Annotated in this window: 22 protein-coding genes and 1 tRNA gene; 6 read left to right on the top strand and 17 right to left on the bottom strand. The window is 64.5% G+C overall.

Annotated elements, in window-relative coordinates:
* Positions 1-38: 38 nt before the first annotated feature.
* The 4 genes from SJY12_RS02925 (at position 39) to hflX (ending at position 5,687) form a co-directional block, all read left to right on the top strand.
* A complete protein-coding gene (locus SJY12_RS02925) occupies positions 39-2,270 on the top strand; it encodes an ATP-binding protein (protein WP_397505935.1) in 2,232 nt (743 codons plus the stop codon).
* A gap of 6 nt (positions 2,271-2,276) precedes the next feature.
* Complete coding sequence (locus tag SJY12_RS02920; protein WP_397505934.1) at positions 2,277-3,662, top strand: sigma-54-dependent transcriptional regulator; 1,386 nt, start codon at positions 2,277-2,279, stop codon at positions 3,660-3,662.
* A 169-nt stretch (positions 3,663-3,831) separates the two neighbouring features.
* Positions 3,832-4,371, top strand: a complete 540-nt coding sequence (hfq, locus tag SJY12_RS02915) for an RNA chaperone Hfq (RefSeq protein ID WP_063506656.1) — start codon at positions 3,832-3,834, stop codon at positions 4,369-4,371.
* A 17-nt stretch (positions 4,372-4,388) separates the two neighbouring features.
* Positions 4,389-5,687 carry a GTPase HflX gene (gene hflX / locus SJY12_RS02910; RefSeq protein WP_397505933.1) on the top strand — a complete coding sequence of 433 codons (1,299 nt, stop codon included), beginning with the start codon at positions 4,389-4,391 and terminating at the stop codon, positions 5,685-5,687.
* Here hflX and mazG read toward each other — a convergent pair.
* The 10 genes from mazG to SJY12_RS02860 all read right to left on the bottom strand — a co-directional run bounded on the left by mazG (position 5,684) and on the right by SJY12_RS02860 (position 14,621).
* Positions 5,684-6,448 (bottom strand): nucleoside triphosphate pyrophosphohydrolase, encoded by a 765-nt coding sequence (gene mazG / locus SJY12_RS02905; protein ID WP_397505932.1) that lies wholly within the window; start codon positions 6,446-6,448, stop codon positions 5,684-5,686. The two genes, hflX and mazG, sit on opposite strands and share 4 nt — an antisense overlap.
* Positions 6,449-6,579: 131 nt before the next feature.
* On the bottom strand, positions 6,580-6,747 hold the full coding sequence (locus tag SJY12_RS02900; protein ID WP_397505931.1) for a hypothetical protein: 168 nt from the start codon (positions 6,745-6,747) through the stop codon (positions 6,580-6,582).
* Complete coding sequence (locus tag SJY12_RS02895; RefSeq protein WP_050601302.1) at positions 6,744-7,511, bottom strand: MBL fold metallo-hydrolase; 768 nt, start codon at positions 7,509-7,511, stop codon at positions 6,744-6,746. Before SJY12_RS02895 ends, SJY12_RS02900 begins: the two co-directional genes overlap by 4 nt.
* A complete protein-coding gene (locus SJY12_RS02890; RefSeq protein ID WP_397505930.1) occupies positions 7,508-8,284 on the bottom strand; it encodes a TatD family hydrolase in 777 nt (258 codons plus the stop codon). Before SJY12_RS02890 ends, SJY12_RS02895 begins: the two co-directional genes overlap by 4 nt.
* Complete coding sequence (gene metG / locus SJY12_RS02885; RefSeq protein WP_397505929.1) at positions 8,284-9,843, bottom strand: methionine--tRNA ligase; 1,560 nt, start codon at positions 9,841-9,843, stop codon at positions 8,284-8,286. The genes SJY12_RS02890 and metG overlap by 1 nt, the downstream gene beginning before the upstream one ends.
* Complete coding sequence (locus SJY12_RS02880; protein WP_397505928.1) at positions 9,836-10,786, bottom strand: DNA polymerase III subunit delta'; 951 nt, start codon at positions 10,784-10,786, stop codon at positions 9,836-9,838. Before SJY12_RS02880 ends, metG begins: the two co-directional genes overlap by 8 nt.
* The gene (tmk, locus tag SJY12_RS02875; RefSeq protein ID WP_397505927.1) at positions 10,786-11,427 is read right to left on the bottom strand and encodes a dTMP kinase; all 642 of its coding nucleotides are present in this window, start codon (positions 11,425-11,427) and stop codon (positions 10,786-10,788) included. The genes SJY12_RS02880 and tmk overlap by 1 nt, the downstream gene beginning before the upstream one ends.
* Positions 11,424-12,548, bottom strand: a complete 1,125-nt coding sequence (locus SJY12_RS02870) for a D-alanyl-D-alanine carboxypeptidase family protein (protein WP_397505926.1) — start codon at positions 12,546-12,548, stop codon at positions 11,424-11,426. The genes tmk and SJY12_RS02870 overlap by 4 nt, the downstream gene beginning before the upstream one ends.
* Before the next feature lie 71 nt (positions 12,549-12,619).
* A complete protein-coding gene (locus SJY12_RS02865; protein WP_397505925.1) occupies positions 12,620-13,615 on the bottom strand; it encodes an SPOR domain-containing protein in 996 nt (331 codons plus the stop codon).
* On the bottom strand, positions 13,599-14,621 hold the full coding sequence (locus SJY12_RS02860) for a lytic transglycosylase domain-containing protein (protein ID WP_397505924.1): 1,023 nt from the start codon (positions 14,619-14,621) through the stop codon (positions 13,599-13,601). The genes SJY12_RS02865 and SJY12_RS02860 overlap by 17 nt, the downstream gene beginning before the upstream one ends.
* 126 nt (positions 14,622-14,747) lie before the next feature.
* On the opposite strand from SJY12_RS02860, the gene SJY12_RS02855 reads away from it, so the two are divergent.
* Positions 14,748-14,837, top strand: a tRNA-Ser gene (locus tag SJY12_RS02855).
* Positions 14,838-14,847: 10 nt separating this feature from the next.
* Here the strand turns inward: SJY12_RS02855 and SJY12_RS02850 are convergent.
* From SJY12_RS02850 to SJY12_RS02830, 5 genes are all read right to left on the bottom strand, one after another.
* The gene (locus SJY12_RS02850; protein ID WP_348029963.1) at positions 14,848-15,030 is read right to left on the bottom strand and encodes a hypothetical protein; all 183 of its coding nucleotides are present in this window, start codon (positions 15,028-15,030) and stop codon (positions 14,848-14,850) included.
* A 48-nt stretch (positions 15,031-15,078) separates the two neighbouring features.
* Positions 15,079-16,938 (bottom strand): cation:proton antiporter, encoded by a 1,860-nt coding sequence (locus SJY12_RS02845; RefSeq protein WP_063512510.1) that lies wholly within the window; start codon positions 16,936-16,938, stop codon positions 15,079-15,081.
* Positions 16,939-16,975: 37 nt separating this feature from the next.
* Entirely contained in the window at positions 16,976-18,391 is a 1,416-nt protein-coding gene (lpdA, locus tag SJY12_RS02840) for a dihydrolipoyl dehydrogenase (RefSeq protein ID WP_397505923.1), read from the bottom strand.
* Between the two features lie 171 nt (positions 18,392-18,562).
* Positions 18,563-18,940, bottom strand: coding sequence for an acyl-CoA thioesterase (locus SJY12_RS02835; RefSeq protein WP_397505922.1), 378 nt, complete (start codon positions 18,938-18,940; stop codon positions 18,563-18,565).
* Between the two features lie 411 nt (positions 18,941-19,351).
* A complete protein-coding gene (locus SJY12_RS02830) occupies positions 19,352-20,674 on the bottom strand; it encodes a pyruvate dehydrogenase complex dihydrolipoamide acetyltransferase (RefSeq protein ID WP_397505921.1) in 1,323 nt (440 codons plus the stop codon).
* Between the two features lie 133 nt (positions 20,675-20,807).
* Between SJY12_RS02830 and SJY12_RS02825 the strand changes: the two genes are divergently transcribed.
* On the top strand, positions 20,808-21,260 hold the full coding sequence (locus SJY12_RS02825; RefSeq protein ID WP_050600521.1) for a universal stress protein: 453 nt from the start codon (positions 20,808-20,810) through the stop codon (positions 21,258-21,260).
* Between the two features lie 3 nt (positions 21,261-21,263).
* Here SJY12_RS02825 and SJY12_RS02820 read toward each other — a convergent pair whose 3' ends face one another.
* Together SJY12_RS02820 and rnr are read right to left on the bottom strand one after the other, a co-directional pair.
* Complete coding sequence (locus SJY12_RS02820) at positions 21,264-21,785, bottom strand: peroxiredoxin-like family protein (protein ID WP_397505920.1); 522 nt, start codon at positions 21,783-21,785, stop codon at positions 21,264-21,266.
* A gap of 46 nt (positions 21,786-21,831) precedes the next feature.
* Positions 21,832-24,150 carry a ribonuclease R gene (gene rnr, locus SJY12_RS02815; RefSeq protein WP_397505919.1) on the bottom strand — a complete coding sequence of 773 codons (2,319 nt, stop codon included), beginning with the start codon at positions 24,148-24,150 and terminating at the stop codon, positions 21,832-21,834.
* Between the last annotated feature and the right edge of the window lie 76 nt (positions 24,151-24,226).

The following is a 24,226-nucleotide window of genomic DNA, read 5'->3' as shown; positions in this document are numbered from 1 at the left end:
TTGCAAAAGTGCAACAGTCCCGTTGTATGCGCGCCACGATGGCGACGCGAACAGCAGGAAGTGGACGACAGACGCCCCGCTGGTGGCGCAGGTTCGTCGTAACCTCGCGCAAACGCAACATGGTCGGCTATATCGAGGTCGTCGCCGCAATCGCTTTCCTGGTCATGGTTGCCAGCACCTGGGCAACCTTCACCAATGCGCCGCCCGATGGTGCGCTCCTGCCATCGCGACAGGTGGCCGGCCTGCTGATCGGTACGCTGATTCCCGCCATGGCGCTGCTCGTGCTTGCCGGAAGGCGGATTGCGCTGCGGCGCGCTGCCGGCAGCACCGCGCGGCTTCATGTCCGACTGGTGTTCTTCTTTTCGATGATCGCAGCGGTCCCGACGCTGCTGGTGGCGGGGTTCGCCGCTTTCCTGTTCCAGTCGGGCGTCGATTTCTGGTTTTCGGACAATTCGCGCGGACTGATGGAAAATGCCAACCAGCTCGCGGAAGGATATTACGAGGAAAACCAGCTCGATCTCGGTAATGAAACGATCTCGATGGCAATGGACATGCGCGCCATCCTTGCGCGCGTGCAGGTAACCGATCCCAACTTTGCGCTCGTCTACCAATACCAGGCCGAACCGCGCGATGTCATCGAAAGCGCCATCCTCCAGGCGATGCCCGACGACACCATGCGCACTGCGGTGGTCTATGGCCTGAGCGAGGCAAGCGATCCGCGAACCTTCGCCCAGGATGCCTATGAAAAGCTTGCCCGCGGAGAACAGGTTGCGGTTCGTGGCAGCGCCGAACGGATCGAGGCGGTGGCGCCGATCGATCGCGAGGCGGGGATCTATCTCTACACCGCGCGCAATGCGGAGGCGGCGACCTTCCGCAGCTGGCAATCCGCCCGCTCGATTTCCGCTGCCTATGAGGAACTGACCAAGCGTGCACGTGCGCTGCAGTTGCGCTTCAATCTCGCGCTGTTCTTCGTCTCGTTGGCGCTGGTGGGCGTCGCGGTATGGTTTGCCTTGCGGTTCGCGGACCGGCAGGTCGAACCGCTTACCGATCTGGTTGCCGCTGCGCGCAAGGTCGGTGCGGGCAATTTCGCGCTGCGCGTCGAAGGGCGCACCGGAGCCGACGAGATCGGCCTGCTCAACCGCGCCTTCAACCGCATGACGGCGCAGCTCGAAAAACAGACCGATGCGCTGCTTTCCGCCAATATTGAGCTCGAGGAACGGCGCGGGTTCATCGAAGCGGTTCTGGAATTGGTGAGTGCAGGAATCATCTCGGTCGATGCCGACCTGAACCTGTTGCTGATGAATGCCCCGGCGCAGTCGATGCTGGGCTACGATGCGGCGGGCGAAAGCACGCCCGCGACACTCGACGACCTGGCCCCGCAGATCGGCGCCATGGTGCGTGGCGGGCTGACAAGGGGCGTCATCTCGCACAGCCGCAATGGCGAACTGCTGACCTTCGCCGTGAAGATCGGCCGCGAGAGCGATGGCCATGTGATCACATTCGAGGATATCACGCGGCAGTTGCTCGACCAGCGTCAGGCGGCATGGTCCGATGTCGCGCGCCGGATCGCGCATGAGATCAAGAACCCGCTGACCCCGATCCAGCTGGCGACTGAACGGTTGAAACGGCGCTATCGCAAACAGATCGAGATCGACGGCGAACTGTTCGACGAACTGACCAACACGATCGTTCGCCAGGTCGGCGATCTGCGCAAGATGGTGGACGAATTCTCCAGCTTCGCGCGGCTGCCCAAGCCGACCTTCCGGACGGAAAACGCGATCGACCTGATCCGCCAGTCGCTGTTCCTGCAGGAAGTGGCGCATCCCGCGGTGGATTACCGTTTCCAGGCCCCAGACGAAGGCCCGCTGCGCATCCGCTGCGACCGTCACCAACTGGGTCAGGCGCTGACAAACACGCTCAAGAATGCCTATGAGGCGATCGAGGCCAAAGCGCAGTCGGCGGGTGTCGACTACCGCGGCAGGATCCGCGTCGAGGTCGAGACCGCCGAGGATTCGATCTCGGTCTCGGTGGAAGACAATGGTATCGGCCTGCCGCAAGACCGGGTTAATATCCTCGAACCCTATGTGACGACGCGTGAAAAGGGCACCGGGCTGGGCCTCGCGATCGTCAACAAGATCGTCGAGGAACACGGCGGTGAAATGACGTTCACCTCGGTCGAGACCGGGGGCACGCGGGTGACGATGCGCTTCGCGCGCGATCCTCTCGCCGAGGAAAGCGACGCGCAGACAACGACAAAGAATGAAGGATAGGGACGCATGGCGCTGGATATTCTGATCGTCGACGACGAACGCGACATCCGCGAACTGGTGGCCGGGGTGCTGAGCGACGAGGGCTACGAGTGCCGTACCGCCGCCGACAGCACCGCCGCGCTGGAAGCCATCGACCAGAAGCGGCCGAGCCTCGTGTTGCTCGATGTGTGGCTACACGGCAGCCAGATGGATGGGCTGGAAGTGCTCGACGCGATCAAGGTGCGCGAACCCGATCTGCCGGTCATCATCTTTTCGGGCCACGGAAACATCGACACCGCGGTCAGTGCGGTCAGCCGCGGCGCGGTCGATTTCATCGAGAAGCCGTTCGAGGCCGAGCGGCTGTTGCACCTGGTCGAACGTGCGACCGAGACCGAACGGCTGCGGCGCGAGAATACGCGGCTGCGCGAAAACCAGGGGCAGGGTGACGAGTTCACCGGTAATTCGGCAGTGATCAATGCGGTCCGCGCCACACTGAAGCGCGTCGCCAGTACCGGCAGCCAAGTCTTGGTCACCGGCCCTGCCGGGGCAGGCAAGGAAGTGGCGGCCCGGCTGCTCCACAGCTGGAGCCCGCGTGCCGACAAGGCCTTCGTCATAGTCAATTCGGCCCGGATAACGCCCGAACGTTTCGAAGAGGAGCTGTTCGGCGAGGAAGCCGATGGCAAGCTGGTCCGCCCGGGCCTTCTCGAGACCGCTGACGGGGGAACGCTGTATCTCGACGAAGTCGCCGACATGCCGCTTTCCACGCAGGCACGGATCCTGCGGGTGCTCACCGAGCAGAGCTTCGTCCGCGTGGGCGGAACCCGTCAGATCGGGGTCGATGTGCGGGTGGTCTCGTCCACCTCGCGCGATCTCACCGGCGAAATGGAGGAGAAGCGCTTCCGCGAAGACCTGTTCTACCGCCTTAATGTCGTGCCCGTCGAAGTGCCCTCGCTGGCCGAGCGGCGCGACGATATCCCCGCGCTCGCCGACGGGTTCTTTGCCCGCTATGCTACCGAACAGGGTCTGCGCCCCCCGACCATCAGCGACGAGGCGATGGCGGCGCTGCAGGCTTATGACTGGCCGGGCAACGTGCGCCAGCTGCGCAACGTGGTCGAACGTACGATCATCCTGACCCCGCGCGAAAATCTCGATCAGATCGAGGTCGACATGCTGCCCGAGGAAGTGCTCGGGGGTAAGCTCGGCGGAAACGGCGGGGTGGGGGCAATGATGGGAGCGCCGCTGCGCGAAGCCCGCGAGAATTTCGAGCGCGAGTATCTCACCGTCCAGATCCGGCGCTTTTCAGGCAATATTTCCAAGACCGCGACCTTCATCGGGATGGAGCGCTCCGCGCTGCACCGCAAGCTGAAGCTGCTGGGTATGGTCGAACGCAAGCCGAGCGAGCCGAAAAAGTAGGAGCGATCGGGAAAGTTGCGCGTTGTGCGACAGAATAAGGAATGCATTGCGCACGACGGTGCGATGTCCCACATTAATGGCGTTCGCAAAGAGTTGCGGATGCACACACGGGCGTCGCGGGCGCCCAGATTGCGGCTCGGTGGAGGGCCGCCAAGAAACGGGAAAAGACATGTCCGGCGAAAAGACACTCTCGGCACGACCGCGTCCGAAACCCCCAGAAACTGCATCGGGCGGCCGTCCCGTGAACCTGCAGGATGCCTTCCTCAACCTGCTGCGCAAGAACAAGTCCCCGGTGACCATGTTCCTGGTCAAGGGCGTGAAGCTGCAAGGCATTGTCACCTGGTTCGATAATTTCTCGATCCTGTTGCGCCGCGATGGCCAGTCGCAGCTGGTCTACAAACACGCGATCAGCACGATCATGCCCGCGCAGCCGGTCGATACCGAGCAATTTACGAGCCAGGGTTCGGGGGCCAAGCAGCGGCTGTTGCAGGACGTGTTCCTGAGCCGGGTCCGGCAGGCGGAAGCGCAGGTCACCATGTTCCTCGTCAACGGGGTGATGCTGCAGGGCCGGATCGCGTCCTACGATCTGTTTTGCATGTTGCTCGAGCGTGACGGTTACGTCCAGCTTGCCTACAAACATGCCGTATCGACGATCCAGCCCGCAACACCGGTCGATCTGACCGAAGACTGGGAAGAGGACGACAACTGAGTTTCGATGACGACTTGATGGGCGAGGTCTCTCGCGGAGCACGGGCGCTCGTGGTGTGCCCGGACATTCGCGGGATGGCCTATGACCTCGACGCGCAGTCGCGGCTTGCAGAAGCCGAGGGGCTTGCTCTGGCGATCGGCGTGGTCATCGCCGAGAGTTTCGTGCTGCCCGTTCGCGAGGTGCGTCCGAACCTGCTGTTCGGCGCCGGTCAGGTCGATAACATCCGCATCGCCTGCGAACAGGACGAGGTCGAACTGGTCGTGGTCGACGGCGCGCTCACGCCGATCCAGCAGCGCAATCTGGAAGACAAGCTGGCGCGCAAGGTCATCGACCGCACCGGACTGATCCTCGAGATCTTCGGCGAACGTGCGGCCACTGCCGAGGGTCGTCTGCAAGTCGAACTCGCCCATCTCGATTACCAGCAGAGCCGGCTCGTGCGCAGCTGGACCCACCTCGAACGGCAACGCGGCGGGTTCGGCTTCCTCGGCGGTCCGGGTGAAACCCAGATCGAGGCCGACCGCCGGATGATCCGGCAGCGGATGGGGCGGCTGCGCAAGGAACTCGAGCAGGTGCGCAAGACCCGCGGCCTGCACCGCGAACGGCGCGAACGCGCGCCGTGGCCGGTGGTCGCGCTGGTCGGCTACACCAATGCGGGCAAGTCGACGCTGTTCAACCGGTTGACCGGGGCGGGGGTGATGGCGGAAGACCTGCTGTTCGCCACGCTCGACCCGACGATGCGCGCAATTGCGTTGCCCGGGGTCGAGAAAGCGATCCTGTCCGATACGGTCGGGTTCATTTCCGACCTGCCGACGCAGCTCGTGGCCGCGTTCCGCGCAACGCTGGAAGAAGTCACCGCGGCCGACGTGATCTGTCACGTTCGCGATATCTCGAACCCGTCGACCGGCGCGCAGAAGGCGCAGGTGCTGCAGGTTCTCCGTGATCTCGGGGTGGCCGACGAGGAAGGCGAAGAGCCTTCGATCCCCGTCCTGGAAGTGTGGAACAAGTGGGACCAGTTATCGCCCGAAGATGCCGAAGAACTGGCCGAACAGGTCGTCGGCAATGACGTTGTGGTAGCGATGTCGGCGCTGACGGGTGAGGGGGTCGATACCCTGCTCGAACGGCTCGGCGAGATACTGACCCGCAATGCCTCGCTCCGCACTTTCGAGGTTCCCGCTGGCGATGGCCGGCGGATTGCCTGGCTGCATGCGCATGGCGAGGTGATCGACGATGTCCCCGAAGAAGACGGCGGCGCAAACCGGCTGATTACGGTGCGGCTCAACCCCAAGGAACTGGGGCAATACGAGGCGCTCGACTAACCGATCGTGCGTTTGGCGCGCTGCCAATAGGTTTCCTTGCCATCGAGGTCGAGCGCGGCGAAATCTTCGCCCTCGTTCTGCGAAAGTTCTTCCATCTTCCTGAAACGACGTTCGAATTTGGCGTTCGAAGCGCGCAAGGCTTGTTCGGGATCGACTCCGTAGCGGCGCACGATGTTGACGACGGAAAACAGCACGTCGCCCGCCTCCATCAGTTTTTCGTCATCGGTCTGTGCCTGCGCGAGTTCGTCCAGTTCCTCGCGCAGTTTGTCTATCGGGCCCGTGACATCGGGCCATTCGAAACCGACCCGTGCTGCACGCTTCTGCAATTTGTGCGAGCGCAGCAAGGCGGGAAGCGCGTTTGCGACGCCGTCCATCGCGCTGCTTTGTCCCGTTCGCGACCGTTCTGCAGCCTTGATATCCTCCCACCGGCCGTCTTCCATGATGCCGCCTTCATCGCCAAAGATATGCGGATGGCGCGCCTCCATTTTGTCGGCGATGCTACGTGCGACGTCTTCGAAGGCAAAATCTCCGGCTTCCTCGGCCATGCGCGCATGGAACACGACCTGGAAAAGCAAATCACCGAGTTCGCCGCGCAAATCGTCCATGTCGCTGCGTTCGATGGCGTCGGCGACCTCGTAGGCTTCTTCGATCGTATACGGTGCAATGGAGGCAAAGTCCTGCGCCGTGTCCCATTCACAGCCGCTGACGGGATCACGAAGGCGGGCCATGATGCGGAGCAAGCGGTCGGTCTGATCGGACATGGTTGTCTTCTAACGCCAAGGCTGCGGGAGGGTAAGGCTGCTTGGAAGCGGCCTATTCTTCTCATATGGAACGATAATATATATTATGTTAAATAACGTTGTTGAGCGAGGAGGAGCTTCTGCGTGCTGCCCTACCGCACCAGATCGATGAACAGGACGACGATTGCGAAGATGCCCGCCCATGCTGCGGCCATGTAGAAAGCCTTTTTGACGTTCACACGGTGTGCCCGGAATGCGCCGGTCACCAGGATCAGGAACCCCAGCAGCGATATCAGCGAGACGATCTGGTATTCGTTCATGCGGTCATCGTCAGGCCATCGTAACCGACCGTTACATGATCGGGTACTTCGTCGCACAGGCTGCGGTAGTCCATGCTCTTGTCCATATGCGTCAGGACCGTGCGGCCAACCTTGGCCCGCCGAGCGAGATCGAGCGCCATGTCGAGATGCGCATGCGTGGGATGCGGCCGCTTGCGAAGACAGTCGACGACAAGAATGTCGGCCCGGTCGAAGCATTTGAGCATGCCGGCTGTAATCTCACTGAAGTCGGTCGCATAAACGATTGATTTTCCATCCGCTTCGAACCGGAAACCGGTACTGGTCACCGGTCCGTGCGGCATTTCGACATGGTCGAAGGAGAAACCGGCAACGAGCCTGGCGTCCGCGATATCCTTGAGCGACATCAGCGTGGGATAGCCGTGCTGTCCTTCGAATATGTAATCGAACCGGCGACGCAGATTGTCGCAGGTCTTGCTGCTGGCATAGCCTGGCAGCGGGTTGCTGCGATCGTAGCGCATGACGCGCAGATCATCGATGCCGTGGCAGTGATCGGCATGGTCATGCGTCCAGAAGACCGCATCCACCTTGCCGATCCCGTTCGCCAGCAATTGTGCGCGCAGGTCGGTCGAGGTGTCGATCAAAATCCGCTGTCCCGCCTGGTTCTCGACGATGATCGAAACGCGCGTACGCCGGTTGCGCGGTTCGTGCGAGTCGCATTCGCCCCAGTCGTTGCCGATCCGCGGCACGCCGGTCGACGTGCCGGAGCCGAGCATGAGCAGCTTCACGCGGCGGCCTTGCTGAACAGGCGGTAGAAGTTGCGCGTGGTATAGGCGGCCAGATTCGCGAGCGGTTCCTCGCGAAGGTCGGCGAGGAACTGCGCGGTGTCGCGGACGTAGCCGGGTTCGCATGGCTTGCCCCGATGCGGAACCGGCGCGAGAAACGGGCTGTCGGTTTCGACCAGCAGCCTGTCCTGCGGAATGTCGCGCGCGAACGCCTGAAGATCTTTCGCGTTCTTGAAGGTAACGATGCCCGAAATCGAGACCGACAGTCCCAGGTCGATGACCGCCCTCCCGAACTCGGCCGACGCGGTGAAGCAATGGATCAGCGCGGGGAAAGCCCCCTTCCCCAGCTCGTCTTCGAGGATCGCGAGCGTATCATCTTCTGCGTCGCGGGTGTGGATGATAACCGGAAGCTGGACCTCGCGGGCCACATCGATGTGCAGGCGGAACAGGTCCTGCTGCACGGCGCGGTCCGAATGGTCGTAATAGTAATCAAGTCCGGTTTCGCCGATCCCGATGACCTTAGCGTCGTGCGTTGCCGCGAGCAGTTCTTCGCGTGTCAAATCGGCGTGATCGTCGGCATTGTGCGGATGGATGCCGACGCTGGCATAGACGTCGCGTTTGGCCGTTGCGGTACCGACGACCTGGTCCCATTCCGCGCGCTTCGTCGAAATGTTGAGGAAGGCCTCGATCCCCGCTTCGCGCGCCCGATCGAGCGCCGCGTCCTGGTCTTCGACGAGGCCTTCGTATTCGAGGTGGCAATGGCTGTCGACGAGCATCAGGCCGGCTCCTCTTCGGGCAATTCGAGCCGCGGGAAGACCGGGGTCGGCTTGTCGATAGCATGGCCGCTCGCCGCCAAAGCGCTGAACCAGTCCGCATCGCCAAGGTTGGCATAGGACCTGCGATCCGCCGGGATACCCAGCTGGTCGAGCACTGCCGCAGCCTTTTCGGGGACGACGGGCTGGATCGCGATGGCGAGGTCGCGGATGGCGATGAACAGCGTTTGCAGCACCGCCTTCATCCGTTCGGGATCGGTCTTCTTTAGCCCCCACGGCGCCTGTTCGTCGACATAGGCATTGCAGGCATACACGGCTCGAAGCCAGGCTTCGATCCCGACCGAGAAATTGAGCGCTTCGAATTCTTGCGGCAGCGTTTCGGCGCAGGCCTTCCCAACTGTGGCCAGGAGCGTGTCGTCTTCGCTGGCTGCGGAGAACAGCTCGAGCTTGCCGTCCATGTTCTTGGCGATCATCGAAAGCGTGCGCTGGGCAAGGTTGCCGAAACTGTTGGCTAGCTCGGCATTGACCTTGTTAACAAGCGCTTGCGCCGAATAGCTGCCGTCCTGCCCGAAGGTAACCTCGGCCATGAGGAAGTACCGGAGCGCATCGACGCCGAACCTGTCGGCCAGTTCCATCGGATCGGTGACATTGCCCGCTGACTTGGATTCCTTGACCCCGCGATTGAGCAGGAAGCCATGCCCGAAGACCTTTTTCGGGAGCGGCAGGTCCGCGCTTATCAGGAAGGCCGGCCAGTAGATCGTATGGAAGCGGACGATGTCCTTGCCGATCAGGTGGAGATCGGCGGGCCAGAACTTGTCCCACAATTCGCCGCCATCGGGATAGCCGACGCCAGTGATGTAATTGGTCAGCGCGTCGACCCAGACGTACATGACGTGGCCATCGCCGCTGGGCACCTTGACGCCCCAGTCGAAACTGGTGCGGCTGACCGACAGGTCCTGCAAGCCGCGTTCGATGAACGCGACCATCTCGTTGCGCCGGCTCACCGGTTCCAGGAAGCCGGGCGTCTTGAGCAGTTCGAGCAGGGGCTCGGCATAGTTGGACAGGCGGAAGAACCAGCTTTCCTCCTCGGTCCATTCGACCGGAGTGCCTTGCGGCGAGAGCTTGGCCCCGCCCTCGCCTTCGACCAGTTCGCCTTCGTCGTAATAGGCTTCGTCGCGAACCGAGTACCAGCCTTCGTAGCGATCGAGATAGAGGTCGCCCTTCTTCTCCATCGCCTCCCAGATCGCCTGGCTCGCGCGGTGGTGATCGGGATCGGTGGTGCGGATGAAACGGTCATAGGAAATGTTCAGAACATCGAACAGGTCCTTGAAATGGCCCGACATTTCATCCGCAAGCTCACGCGGGGTGCTGCCGATGTCGCGGGCTTTCTGGGCCATCTTCAAACCGTGTTCGTCGGTCCCCGTCTGGAAGCGGACTTCACGGCCGCGCAGGCGCTGGAAGCGGGCGATAACATCAGCCGCGATCGTCTCGTAGGCATGGCCGATATGCGGCTTGCCATTGGGATAGTGGATCGCGGTGGTCAGGTAATAGGGTTCAGCCATCGGCTCGCTCGCTAGCGGTAGCCGCCTTGGCGAGCAAGGTGCCGATTTCCATTGCCAGCAGTCCCGCATCGAAATTATAGGTAGGTTGCTCGCCGGTCAGACGGACCAGTTCGCTATGCGTGTCGATGACGGGTCGCGGATCGGCCATCGCCCCGTCGAGCCGTTGCGCCACTGCCGAGCGGGCCAGTTCGAGCACCGCGCGGATCCGCTCGCGGTCAGGCCGCGCACCGATCAGCCCCGCGAGCGTGCCGCGCAGCTGGAAATCGGGATCCCCGCGGGCCAAGATTGCATCCATTGCCTGACGCACCTTGCCCAGTTCCATGTCGACGAACTGAAGCGCGGCGCCGGGCGAACCACCCGCCGCCGCAATCGCCGCCGCGCGTGTGGCAGTGTCCGCTCCCGGCGAGAGATCGGCCAGCAGCCGGTCCATCTCGGCATCGGATACCGTCGGAATGCGCAACACGCGGCAGCGCGAGCGGATGGTCGGCAGCAGGCGGGCCGGACTGTGCGCGACCAGCAGGAAATAAGTGCCGATCGGCGGTTCTTCGAGGCTCTTGAGCAGCGCGTTGGCGGCATTGCGCTCGAGATCGTCGGCCGGATCGATGATGATCGCGCGCTTGTCGCCGAGTGTCGGGCGGGTTCCGAGCCGCGCCTGCATGCCGCGCACCTGCGCTATACGGATGCTGCGCGCGACCTCGTATGGCTTGCCGTCGGCGCGCTTGCGTTCTTCCTTGTCGTCCTTGGGAGCGTAGGTGAGAGTCAGTATGTCGGGATGGTTCTGGGCATCAGCGGGATCCACACCGACCAGTTCGCAGGCGGCGGCGAAGGCAAAGCTGCCCTTGCCCACGCCGCGTCGTCCGGCCAGCAGCCAGGCATGGTGCATGCGTTCCCCGCCCAGGGCCTTGCGCCATTCGCGCCAGGCAGTCTCGTGGCCGAGCAGCATCAGTCCGCCCCATCACCGAACCGCGTGGCGATTTCCGCCAGGATGCGCCTATGCACATCCTCGACGCTGCCGCTGCCGTCGACGACCGCGAACCGATCGGGTTCGGCACGCGCGAAGGCGAGGAAGGCTGCGTTGACGCGCGCATGGTAATCGGCTGCACGCCCGCCGATGGCGTCGCTGACGCCGCCATCGCGCTGTGCGAGACGTCCCGCCACCGCCTGCGCGGGCGCATCGATGACAATGGTCAGATCGGGCAATAGCCCCGCGCTGCCCAGCGAATGCAGCGCCATCACGCGGTCATCACCCAGCGCCCCGGCCTCGCCCTGATAGGCCCTGCTCGAGTCGATGAAGCGATCGCAGACCACCCAATGGCCCGCGTCGAGCGCAGGCCGGATCAGCCGCGCCACGTGATCCGCGCGCGCTGCGGCGAACAGCAGCGCCTCGGCCTCGAGCGTCCAGCCATCAGCCGGCGGATCGAGCAGCAACGTACGGATCGCTTCCGCGCCCGGCGTACCGCCCGGCTCGCGTGTGAGTTCGACCCCCAGGCCGCGCTTGCGCAAGTGGTCCGCCAGCAGGCGCGCCTGGGTGGACTTGCCCATGCCCTCCCCGCCTTCGAAGGCGATGAAGCGGCCCGCGCTCACCCGAGCCAGCTCTGGAATGCGTTGAAGACGCGGCGGACGATCGAGGCTTCGGACACCTCTTCGGCCGCGACCAGCGGCACGCGGTGTTCGGGCATGCCGGCGATCGACACCACCAGTTCGGCCACTTCTTCACCCTTCGCGACCGGAGCCTGCAGTGGTCCTTCATAGCTGATCGTCAGCGATATCTCGGGATCGCTGCCGCGGGGCACGGCAATGCGCAAGGGCCGGCGCGTGGTCAGCCCGACCGTGCCTGCTCCGCCCTCCTGCACGCGCGCCGTGCCGATGTGTGCGTTCTGCGCGAACAGCACGCGGCTGTCGAAATTGCGAAATCCCCATTCGATGAACTGCCGCGCGGCGCGGCGCCGCTCGCGTCCGCCCGGGCTGCCCGCCACCACCATCACGAGGCGCTGGCCATCGCGTTCGGCGGACCCGAGGAAACCGAACCCCGCCTGGTTGGTATAGCCGGTCTTGATGCCGTCGGCACCGGGCACGACACCTGTTATCGGATCGTGGTTGCGCTGTTCGATCCCGTTGTACTCGAGACCCTGCGCGCCGACGAAATGACGGTATTTCGTCGGGTGCCGCACCACCATGGCTTGCGCCAGCGTGCCGAGATCGCGCGCGGTGACGAACGTCCTGCCTTCGTCCATCCAGCCATTGGGATTGCCGAAATGGCTGTTGGCCATGCCGATCTCGCGCGCCTTGGCATTCATCGCAGCGACCCAGTCCTCGACCGATCCGGCCGCGCCTTCGGCCAGCACCACCGCGCCGTCATTTGCGGAGACGGTGGTCACGCCGTGAAGCAGGTCGTCGACCGATACGCGCGCGTCTTCGGCGAGGAACATGGTCGAGCCCTTGCGGTGCCACTGGCGGAAAGTCTCCGGCCGCACACCGAAGATCCGTTCACGCAGGAGGCGGCCCTCGTCGATCCATTCGAAAGCGAGGAAAGTCGTCATCACCTTGGTGATCGACGCGGGCATGAACCGCCGGTCTATCTCCCGCTGATAGAGGATCTGGCCGCTTGTGGCATCGAGCAGATAGGCGATCGGCGCATCGGCCTCGCTGGGAATGGCGGCGCCCGGCGCACGCTGCGCGCCAAGCGGCGCAGCAATGCAGGCCATTGCCATGCTAGCCAGTAAAGTCAGGCGGTTGCGCAAGTGTGCTCCCGTCGCCGGGCAGGAGCCGCGGCGGATCAATCGAGTGGTCGTATCAGCGCGTCGCTATAACCGCGTGAGCGAAGCTTGGCGAGCGCCTCCTCCGCCTGTCCACGGGTTGCGAAGGGTCCCACGCGAACGATTGCCAAGGCACCGCTGTCTTCAACATATCCCTGCACTTCGCGCGCCAGCTTCTGCGCATTGGCCCTGACCGAAAAGGCGCCGAGCTGGACCGCGAACTTCCCGTCCGGATCGGTCGGCACCATGACCGGGGCGCGGGCAGGACCGCCTTCGACTGCATTGCGCAACTGCGGCCGTCCGGCCGGCGGTTCGGCCGGCGTGAGCGCGGGCTCTTCCGCTTCATTCGCAGCATCTTCCACCAGCGCCTCCTCGTTCGGGTCGCGGGTTTCGATGACCTCGAGCGTCGGCGCGACACCGCTCACCTCGGCTTGCCGCGGGTCGCCGAGCGGCGCCGAGCCGCGCGGCGGCAGCCTGCGCTTGAGGACTTCGAGCAGGCCCTGCGGCGTGTCCATCCGCGGGGGTGCCTCGCGCCCGGCGCGCAGTTCCGCACGCTGTTCCTCGGGCGGGTTCACCCGCCGCATGCGGATGGGAGCTCCCTCACCGATCCCCAACTGCTCGATAGCGTCGGGGGCCAGTGCGATCAGCCGGTCGTTGGTCATCGGTCCGCGCCGTTCGAGCCGGACAAGGATGGTCCGCCCGGTGTCGAGCGAGGTCACCTCGACATAGCTCGGCAAGGGGAGTGTCCGATGCGCGCCTGTCACCCCCGTCACGCCGGCCCCTTCGCGCCCCGCATAGCCGACCTGGTCGTAATTCATCGTATCGACCGGGGTATAGGTTACGCCGTCGATGGTGAACGGATCGCCGACCACGACGGGGTAATCGGCGGCGGGGCCGTTGCCTGCTTCGGGCGCGGTGCTTGCGGCCGGGGCTTGCGCGTTCGAAGCGCAGGCACCGAGGCCGAGCAGGCCCAGCCCGGCGCTCGCAGCAAGAAGTATCCTATTCGGCGATTTCATCTGCGAGCAGCCCCACACTCATGGCGTAATAGTTCGAACAGTTGTATTCGAGGATCACCCGATAATTCGAGGTTAACAGCCAAGCCGGCGTGCCGGGACCGTCGGGCTGGAACAGCGTGACCAGCACGTCGTCGCCGATTGCGCGCTGGGGCTGGATGCCGAGTGCGCGCCATTCCGACACCGGCTTGTAGACGCTGTGCCGTTCGTGGACGCGCGAACACACCGGGGCAGCGATCGGCGTGCGGTAGGCCGCGACGTCGAAGCCGGAGGGAACATAGGCGCCCACGCCCCAGGGCTGGCCTTCGCGCCAGCCCGCGTCGCGGAAATAGTTGGCGATCGAGGCCAGCGCATCGGCGCGGTCGTTCATGATGTCGGCGCGGCCGTCGCCATTGCCGTCGGCGGCGAGCCGCAGGTAGACCGAAGGAAGGAACTGCGGATTGCCGAAGGCGCCCGCCCAGCTGCCCTGCAGTTCGCCGCGGGAATAGCCCTTGTCGGCGACCTTCATCAGCGCGACCCACTCGCTGGCGAAGAGGTCGCGGCGGCGGCCCTCCCAGGCGAGCGTGGCAAGCGCCTGCGACAGGTCGAACCCGCCCTTGACCGCGCCATAGGCGGTTTCATGTCCCCAGATGGCGACCACGATTTCGCCCGGCACGCCGTAATCGCGTTCGATGGCACGCAGCGTGCCTGACCACTCGGCCCGGGCGCTGCGTCCCCCGCGAATGCGCGCGGCATCGACGTGCCGCGCGATGTAGGGCGCAAGAGCCGGATAGCCGGACGAGGTCGGCGATCCCGGCTGCGCACGGTCGAGCCGGATCACCCGGTCGTTTGGCTCCAGTCCCGCGGTCATGCGCGCCAGAGTCGCTTCGCTGACCCCTTCGGCGCGTGCCTTGGCGATCAGCAGCTGGACATAGGCATCGAAGCTCAGGTCCTGCTGGGCGGTGGCGGGAACGGCGGGCAATGCGAGCGCAAATGCCCCGGCGGCGGCGAGAAGGGGTTTGAATTTCATCCGGCGATTGTCGCAGAGCGAAGCTTAACGGCAAGTGTCATTTGGCGTTTACGGGGCACGGCCCGTCCTCCTTGCAGGTAAATGCGTGACAAGCTCGGCCGAAGTGACTAGCTAGCCCGCGCTCGCGGAGAGGTGGCAGAGCGGTTGAATGCACCGGTCTTGAAAACCGGCAAGGGTGCAAGCCCTTCGTGGGTTCGAATCCCACCCTCTCCGCCACGATCCCCGATCAGTCCTTGTCGCCCGGCTTGCGGACCAGCGATTGCGCGCTGCGATCGCCCTTGGGGTAGTCCTCCGGGTCGATCGACGACTGGTTCTGCAGGGCCTTGTGATCCTTGATGGTCTTGCTGTCCTCGGCGTCCTGCGCCGCGTCGTCCTGGGCCTGAGGGGTATCGCGCTTCGGGATTGTCATCGTGTTCTCCTTTCCTCCCCCAACGCGCGGCATGCTGACTGGTTGCGTCTAGCGTCCGCGCGCGGCGATTTCGTCCATCGCCTCGCGCAGCTTGGGATCCCATTCGGCCTTGAGCTCCCTGATCTTGGCAAGCAGTTCCTCGTTCTCGTAAGATGGCGTATCGAGCCGGAAGACATCGGCAATCTCGCGCATCGAGGTGCGATCCATCTCCTCCCACGCTTCGACCATGGCGGTGGCGGACTGGCGGTCGTGACCCAGCGCCTCGTAGACCGAACGGCCCATCCGCAGGCTGCTGTCGTAGGTTTCGCGGACGATGTCGCGGCAGCCCATCGCCCACAGGTGATAGACATGGTCGCGGTCCTTGGCGCGTGCGACGACGTGCAGGCCCGGGAAGTTGGCACAGGCATAGCGTACCAGCCGGTCGATCTGCTCGCGCTCGTCGAGCGCCACGACGAGGATCCGCGCGCGGTCGATCCCCGCGCTGGCGAGCAGGTCGGGCCGCGTCGCGTCGCCGTAATAGGTCGTGACGCCGAACTTCTTGAGCACTTCTAAATGCTCGCTGTTGTAGTCGATCACCGTCGCGCGGTGTCCGGCGGCATCAAGCATGCGGTCGACGATCCCGCCGACGCGCCCGCGCCCCGCGATGATGATCGGGTTGTCCTCGTCGATGGCATCGGCCTCGCGGCCGCCCTGCCCGGTCGAATAGGCATGCGCGATGAGCTTGTCGTAGAGGATGAACAGCAGCGGGGTGACCAGCATGGTCAGCGCGACGATCAGCAGCAACTGATCGGCGAAGGCGGGTTCGAACACCGCATTGGCGACGCCGAAGGCGATCAGGACGAACGCGAACTCGCCCGCCTGCGGCAGGCTCAGGCAGAACAGCCACAGCGCCTGCCGCCGCAGGCCGTAGAACCAGCCGACCAGCAGCAGCACTGCCATCTTGGCAGCCACCGTCACCGCGGCCCAGAACACCACCGAATCCCAGATCGTGCTGGCGAGCGCGAAGTCGATCCCCGCGCCGACAGTGATGAAGAACAGCCCCAGCAGCAGGCCCTTGAACGGGTTGATGTCGCTTTCGAGCTCATGGCGGTATTCGCTGGTGGCAAGCACCACGCCCGCGATGAAGGCGCCGAGCGCGGGCGAGAGGCCGACCAGCGACATCAGCAGCGCGATCCCGATCACCACGAGCAATGCTGCGGCGGTGAACAGTTCGCGCAGATTGGCGCGCGCGATGTAGCGGAACAGCGGGCGGATCGCGAAGATGCCGATCGCGATCACTGCGGCGACCGCACCGATCCGTGTGCCTGCAGCCAGCCAGCCCGACATGTGTGCAGTGAAGTCGATCCCGCCATGCGCGCCCCCGCCCGTGTGGTCCGCAGCCGCACCGGCGAGTTCGGGCAGCGCAAGCAGCGGCACCAGCGCGAGGATCGGGATGACCGCGACGTCCTGCACCAGCAGCACCGAGAAGCTCGCTTCGCCGCCTTCAGTCCTGAGCAGGCCCTTCTCGGTCAGCGTCTGGACGATGATCGCGGTCGAGCTGAGCGCGAGGACCATGCCGACTGCCAGCGCGGTCTGCCAGCGCTGGTCGGCCAGCAGCGCGATGCCGGTCAGCGCGAGCGTGGTCAGCAGCACTTGTCCGCCGCCCAGCCAGGTGAGCTTGCCGCGCATCGCCCACAGGCGCCGTGGCTCCATTTCCAGCCCGATGATGAACAGCATCATCACCACGCCGAATTCGGCGAAGACCTGCAGGGCCTCGACATCGACCGACAGCGCGGCGAGCAGCGGTGAAATCGCCATCCCTGCGAGCAGGTAGCCAAGCACCGAGCCGAGCCCGATCCGCGTGGCGAGCGGAACGGCCAGCACCCCCGCGATCAGGATCAGGAAGGCGAGGATCAGGAAACCGGTCACGCTGTCATTCCCCTCGCGCTGCGGCGCGTGTCAGGCCTCAGATATGGAGCGCGCGGCCATAGCTCGCAAGCACGCTCTCATGCATCGATTCGCTGATCGTGGGATGCGGGAACACCGTCTGCATCAGCTCGGCCTCGGTGGTCTCGAGCGTCTTGCCGACGACGAAGCCCTGGATCATCTCGGTCACCTCCGCGCCGATCATATGCGCGCCGAGCAGTTCGCTGGTCTTGGCGTCGAACACGGTCTTCACGAAGCCTTCCGCCTCGCCCAGCGCGATGGCCTTGCCGTTGCCAATGAAGGGGAAGGTGCCCGCCTTGACGTCGTGGCCCGCTTCCTTCGCCTTGGCTTCGGTCAGGCCGACGCTGGCGATCTGCGGGTGGCAATAGGTGCAGCCCGGGATGTTGGCGCGGTCGAGCGGGTGCGGGTGGACCTCCTTGTTGCCCAGTTCCTTCGCAATCGCCTCGGCCGTAGTGACGCCCTCATGGCTCGCCTTGTGCGCCAGCCACGGGCCCGGCGTGCAATCGCCGATTGCCCACAGGCCTTTCGACTTGGTGCGCCCGTAATCGTCGATCTGGATGAAGCCGCGGTCCATTTCGACCAGCTTGTCGAGGCCGACATTCTCGGTGTTGGGCACGATGCCAATCGCGGTGATGCAATGGCTGAACTCGGTCTCGTTCACCTTGCCCTTGCTGTCCTGGATCTTGGCCTTCACACCCTTGTCGGTGACCTTGAGGTCTTCCACCCCCGCGCCGGTCATGATCGTCATGCCCTGCTTGGTCAGGCTCTTTTCGAGAAAGGCGGAGACGTCCTCGTCTTCCACCGGCACCACGCGATCGAGCATTTCGACCACGGTCACATCGACGCCCATGTCGTTGTAGAAGCTGGCGAACTCGATACCGATCGCGCCGCTGCCGATCACCAGCAGCTTCTTCGGCATTTCCTTGGGGGTCATCGCGTGGCGATAGGTCCACACGCGCTCGCCATCCGCCGGGGCGAAGGGCAGGTCGCGCGCCCGCGCGCCGGTGGCGACGATCACATGCTTGGCGGTGAGCTTCTCCTCGCCCTTCTCGCCTTTCACGGTGAGGCTGGTGGGGCCGGTCAGCGTGCCCTCGCCCATATGAACCGCGATCTTGTTCTTCTTCATCAGGTGCGTGACGCCCTGATTGAGCTGCTTGGCGACCCCGCGGCTGCGCTTCACCACTGCCTCGAGGTCGGCCTCGATCTCGCCGGCGATCTTGAGCCCGTAGTCCTTGGCATGCCGCGCATAATGCAGGATCTCGGCCGAACGCAGCAACGCCTTGGTCGGGATGCAGCCCCAGTTGAGACAGATCCCGCCGAGCAGTTCGCGCTCGACGATGGCGGTCTTCAGCCCCAGCTGCGCGCAGCGGATCGCCGCGACATAGCCGCCGGGGCCGCTGCCGAGCACGATGACGTCGTATTTGGTGTCAGCCATGATTCGTCTCTGTAGTCTCTTGTTTGGTCGCAGACATGGACCGGGTGTTACACGGTCCAAGCGAAGAAAATCTGTGGCGCGCAAGGCCGTGAATTGCGGCGGTCCGGGGCGGAGAATGCGTGCGGGTCATGCGGGTGCATATCGCATGGTGAGCGGGCTGTAGGACAGCGCTCAAGCCCACCGCTCCGCCACCGCGCGTGGGCGGTCGTTGTCGTCGAGCAGGACGAATTTGAACGTGCCTTGCGCGACCTTGGTCTCGGCCTCGCCATTGCGTTCGCGGCCGATCGCCTCGGCGGTGATGGTGAGCGAGGTGGTGCCGGTGGTGGCGATGGCGCAATAGACCGACAACTCGTCGCCGACCTGCATCACGCCGGGGAAGGCGAAATCACTTGCCGAGACGACCACCGCCTTGCCCTGCCCTTCGCGGCTCGCAAGCGATCCCGCGCCGAGCGCCATCTGTGCCATCAGCCAGCCGCCGAACACCCCGCCATAGGGGTTGAGGTCGGTGGGCATTGCGGTGACGCGGATCATGGGGGAGCGGTCAGGCATCTTCGAGATACCTTTCGACGCTTAGATACCACGCGGCAGCTGACATGACGCCTCCGAGGGCGCCAAAGAGTCCTCCGGTGCCCCCAGTTTCTGGACCCAGCCATAGCCCAAAAAAAATGAGGCCTGTCACGCCCCCGGAAATCAGACCGACGGGAATGAGCCAGCGAGGGTTAGTAGAGCGTCCCGTGCTCCGTAATACGCCCAAGGCAGGCAAACCGACTAACAGACCACCGAGAACAAGAAAAATTGCATAAAAGGGAGCCAGATAGATCGGTCCAAAAGCGAGATATTCCCAAGCGAAATTCGCCCCTACTGAACCATCCATGACCGACCAAAAACCGCCGATGTAAGCAAGCGCTGCTGAAACACCGATCGCTATGAAAAAGAAGGAGAGGAGCTGCCTAGTGTTGCTCAAACCACCAGCCCCATCGGGTTCTCGCACAGCTGCTTGAAGGCTTCCATCAGCTGCGCACCGTCGGCGCCGTCGATGGCGCGGTGGTCGAAGCTGCCGGTGGCGCTCATCACCGTGGCGACGCCCAATGCGCCGTCGATCACATGCGGGCGCTGCTCGCCTGCGCCGACCGCGAGGATCATCGCCTGCGGCGGGTTGATCACCGCGTCGAACTGCTTGGTTCCGAACATGCCGAGGTTGGACAGGCTGGCAGTGCCGCCCTGGTATTCCTGCGGCTGCAGCTTGCTGTCCTTCGCCTTGGTCGCCAGTTCCTTCATCTCGGTGCTGATCTGCGCGAGGCCCTTCCTGCCCGCATCGCGGATGATCGGGGTGATCAGACCCGAGGGCGCGGCGACCGCGACCGAGATATCCTCTCGGGAATACTGGTACAGCTCGTCGCCCTGGAAGCTGACATTGCAAGCGGGAACGCGCTGGAGCGCGCGGGCGAGCGCCTTGATCAGCAGATCGTTGACCGAGAGCTTGACGCCATCGGCTTCGAGGCTGGCATTGAGCTGCTTGCGCAGGTCGAGCAGCGCATCGAGCCGCACATCGACGGTGAGGTAGATATGCGGGATCGTCTGCTTGGCTTCGGTCAGGCGGCGCGCGATGACCTTGCGGACATTGTTGAGTTTGGTTGCTTCGTAGGGCGCATCGAGATCGCCGCCGAGCGTGGCGGGCTTGGTCGGCGCGCTCGGCGCAGGTGCTGCAGACTCGGCCTTCGCGGGGGCCGCCCCGGCTTCGAGCCCTTCAACATCGGCCTTGACGATCCGGCCGCGCGGGCCGGAGCCGGTCACCTCCGCAAGATCAACGCCCTTCTGCTCGGCGATCCGGCGCGCGAGCGGTGAGGCGATGATGCGATCCTTGTCCGTCACCCCAGCGGAAGCTGGGGTCGCTTTCGGCTGCGCGGAGCTGTTGGCGGTCCCAGCTTGCGCTGGGACGACGTCCTTTTCTTCGGACTTAGCGGGGGCAGCTTCCGGCTCGCTTTCCGCTTCGCTTGTCGTATCAGCCGGCGCGGCAGCGGCCGCTTCATCGAGATCCTCACCCTCTTCGGCGAGCATCGCGATCACGGTGCCGACCTTTACGCCCTCGCTGCCTTCATCGACCGCGATGCTGGCGATGGTGCCTTCATCGACCGCCTCGAATTCCATCGTCGCCTTGTCGGTTTCGATTTCGGCCATGATGTCGCCGGCTTCCACCTTGTCGCCCGGCTTCACCAGCCATTTGGCGAGCGTGCCCTCCTCCATGGTGGGCGACAGGGCGGGCATCTTGATCGGCGTGGGCATGGTCTAACGTTACGTCCTCGCTGGGGAGAGAGTTGTGCCGCGACCTCTGCCGAAGATGCCCCTGCGCCGCAAGGTCCTTGCACAGAATACGAATTACCGGGTAACGCGCTGCGAGGGATCCGGGGGAGCCGCTATGCGCACATACCTTGTCGTGATGGACGAGACCGAAGAAGCCAGGCAGGCGCTGCGGTTCGCCTCGCTGCGCGCCCAGAAGACCGGCGGGTCGGTGCATATCCTCGCGCTTGTTCCGCAGCAAACCTTCAACGCTTTCGGCGGAGTGCAGGCCACGATCGAACAGGAAGCGCGCGAACGCGCCGAGGTGATGGCCAATTCGGCTGCCGGCAACATCTTCGGCGAAATGGGCAAGATGCCCACCATTGCGGTGCGCCCCGGCCCGGCGGCGGATGTCGTGCGCAAATATATCGACGAACATGCCAGCATTGCCGCGCTGGTGCTGGCGACCAGCGCGGAAGGCGGGTCGGGCCCGCTGGTGACGCATTTCGCGGCGCATGCAGGGCAATTGCCCTGCCCGCTCTATCTCGTCCCCGGCGGGCTCAGCCGCGACGAGATCGACGCGCTCGCCTGACGCTCAGGTCAGCGTGCCGCGCGTCGGATCATCCTTGTCCAGCGTGAAGCTGATGCCGCTCAGCAGGTCATCGAGATCGGGCCGCGTGAACGGCGCGTTCTGGACCACGGCGAAATGCAGCGTGCCATCGGGCTTCACCAGGAACAGCCCCGGCTCGGAGAAGATGTCGGGTTCTTCGCTGCCGTCACGCTTTTCACTGATGTAGAGGCCCCATTCGCGCGCCTTGTCCTCGCTCAGCGAATGCGCCAGCGGGACGTCGCCCGTGTCCCATTCCTCATGGCTGACCGCGGCGCGCTCGGGGCTGTCCATCGACACCGCGAAGACGTTGATGCCCTTGTCGGTGAACTGGTCGAGCTTGCCGCTCAGCTCGGTAAGGTACTTCTTGCAGATTGGACAATGCTTGCCGCGATAGAACACCAGCATAGTGAACGCTTCGGGCTGCTGCTTCGACAGTTCGAAACGCGCATCGATGGTGAGCGGCAGGTCGAGATCGGGGACGGTCTGGCCGGGGATAAGCTGGGTCATGAAGGCTCCTTTACCAACCCAATGAGCCGCCCCCCGGCCCGTTCCGTCACTTCTTCTTGCGCCCCTGGTGGCGGATGTTGCCCGGGCGTCCGCGCTTGCCCGCGGGATGCGACTGGCGCGGGGCACCCTGCGCCTTCTTGGGGCGCTTGTTCTGGTGGGTCCGCTTCTTTTCCGGGGCGCGGTTGCCGCGTGGTTCGACCCCCGTCCCGTCGCTGTCGGGCACTTCGAACTTGAGCGCGCCGGTCAGCGCATTGGCTTCGGCAAGCTTGAGCTTGAGCCGGTCGCCCACGGCATATTCGGTGCCGCTGCGTTCGCCGACGAGCTTGCGCGCGCCTTCGTCATAGCTGAAATATTCGCGCCCCAGCGTACTGACCGGGACCAGCCCGTCGCCGCCGAGCTGCTCGATCGTGGCGAAGAAGCCGAAGCCCTGCACCCCGGTGATGCGCGTGTCGAAGGTCTCGCCCACGCGGCCCGAGAGCCAGGCCGCGACATAGCGGTCGATCGTGTCGCGTTCGGCCTCCATCGCGCGGCGTTCGGTCTGGCTGATCGCATCGGTGATCTGGTGCAGCGCGGTCTTGTCGCGATCGGACAGGCCCGAGCCTTCGGGCAGGTCGACCTTGGGTTTGGGCTGCTCGAGCTTGTAGGCATCGACCAGCGCGCGGTGCACCAGCAGGTCGGCATACCGCCGGATCGGCGAGGTGAAATGCGCATAGCTGCCGAGCGACAGGCCGAAGTGGCCCGCATTCTGCGGCCCGTAGAAGGCCTGCGTCTGGCTGCGCAGCACCGCTTCCATGATCAGCGCCTTTTCGGCCGGCTCGGAAATGTCCTTGAGCATGCGGTTGAACAGGCCCGGCGTGATCACCTGCCCCAGCGCGAACTTCTTGCCCTGCGTGGCGAGATATTCGCGGAAGGCGAGCAGCTTCTCGCGGCTTGGCTGTTCGTGCACGCGGTAGACCACCGGCGCGGCCTTGGCCTCGAGCGCCTTGGCCGCCGCGACATTGGCGGCGATCATGAAATCCTCGACCACGCGGTGCGCGTCGAGCCGTTCGCGAATCGCGATTTCCTCGATCACCCCCTCCTCATTGAGGCGGACCTGCCGCTCGGGCAGTTCGAGATCGAGCGGATCGCGTGCCTGCCGCGCCTTGAACAGCAGCTTCCACGCACCCCACAGGTTCTGCAGGTATTCTGGCGCGTCGCCCGCGTCGATTGCGGCCTGCGCGTCCTCGTAAGCGATGTTCTTCGCCAGCCGGACGATCGCGCGGGTGAAGCGCCAGTCGCTGACCTTGCCGTGCTTGTCGATGCTTATGTGGCAGGCCATCGCGGCGCGGTCGACATCCTGCTTGAGGCTGCAGACATCGGCGCTGAGCACTTCGGGCAGCATCGGCACGACGCGGTCGGGGAAATAGACCGAATTGCCGCGCTTGCGCGCCTCACGGTCCAACTCGCCGCCGGGGCGGACGTAATAGCTGACATCGGCGATCGCGATGATCGCGCGGTAACCGCCTTTCCCGTCGGGCTCGGCCCAGATCGCATCGTCATGGTCGCGCGCATCGGCGGGATCGATCGCGACGATGGGAACGTCGCGCAGATCCTCGCGGTGATCGCTCGATAGCGGCAGGTCGACCGCGCGTTCCGCCTCGGCGATGGTTTCGCTCGGGAAGACATGCGGGATGCCGTGCTTGGCGATGGCGATCAGGCTGAAAGCCTTGGGCGCCAGCGGATCGCCGACCACCTCGACCACCTTGACCTTCGCGCGAGCGGATTTGCCCATGCGTTCGGCCAGCACCAGCTCGCCTTCCTGCGCTTCGCCCAGGTCGCCGATCGGCGCGCTGTCGCGGACGCGCTTGTCGACCGGGGCGAGCCAGGGCTTGCCCGCGCCATCGAATTCGACGACGCCCATCAGCCCTTCGGTCCGCGCGGGAAGCTTCTTCATCGGATGCGCGACCCAGCCGCGCGCGGTTTCCTCGTTGCGCGCAAGGATCCGGTCGCCGCGCTTGACCGCGGAAAGCTTCTTGCTTTCCTTCACCAGCAGCCGCGGCGGTTTCTCCTTGCTGTCGGGCGCCCAGTTCTCGGGTTCGGCGATCGGCTCGCCATCCTCGATCGCGACGATCTTGAGCACGGTCACCTTGGGCACGCCGCCCATGCGGTGATAGGCCGTGCGCTTGCCGTCGATGAGGCCTTCCTCGGCCATGTCCTTGAGACGCTTCTTCAGCGTGATCTTTTCCTGACCCTTAAGACCGAAGGCCTTGGCGATTTCGCGCTTGCCCGCGGGCGTGTCGGAGGTCTGGATGAATTCGAGTATCTGTTCTTTCGACGGCATCCCCTGACGCCGCCGGTTCGTGTTCTGTTTTGTCATGCGCGCCATATGGGGATGGCAAGGCCCGGTGTCACGTACCCACCGTGTCCTGCCCCCTGCATCGGCAATGACCATATGCAAGCGA

The sequence above is a fragment of the Qipengyuania sp. R86523 genome (genome assembly GCF_044596365.1).
GTDB lineage: Bacteria > Pseudomonadota > Alphaproteobacteria > Sphingomonadales > Sphingomonadaceae > Qipengyuania > Qipengyuania citrea.
The sequence above is the reverse complement of the archived record's forward strand: the minus strand, read 5'-3'. Positions and strand labels throughout refer to the sequence as shown.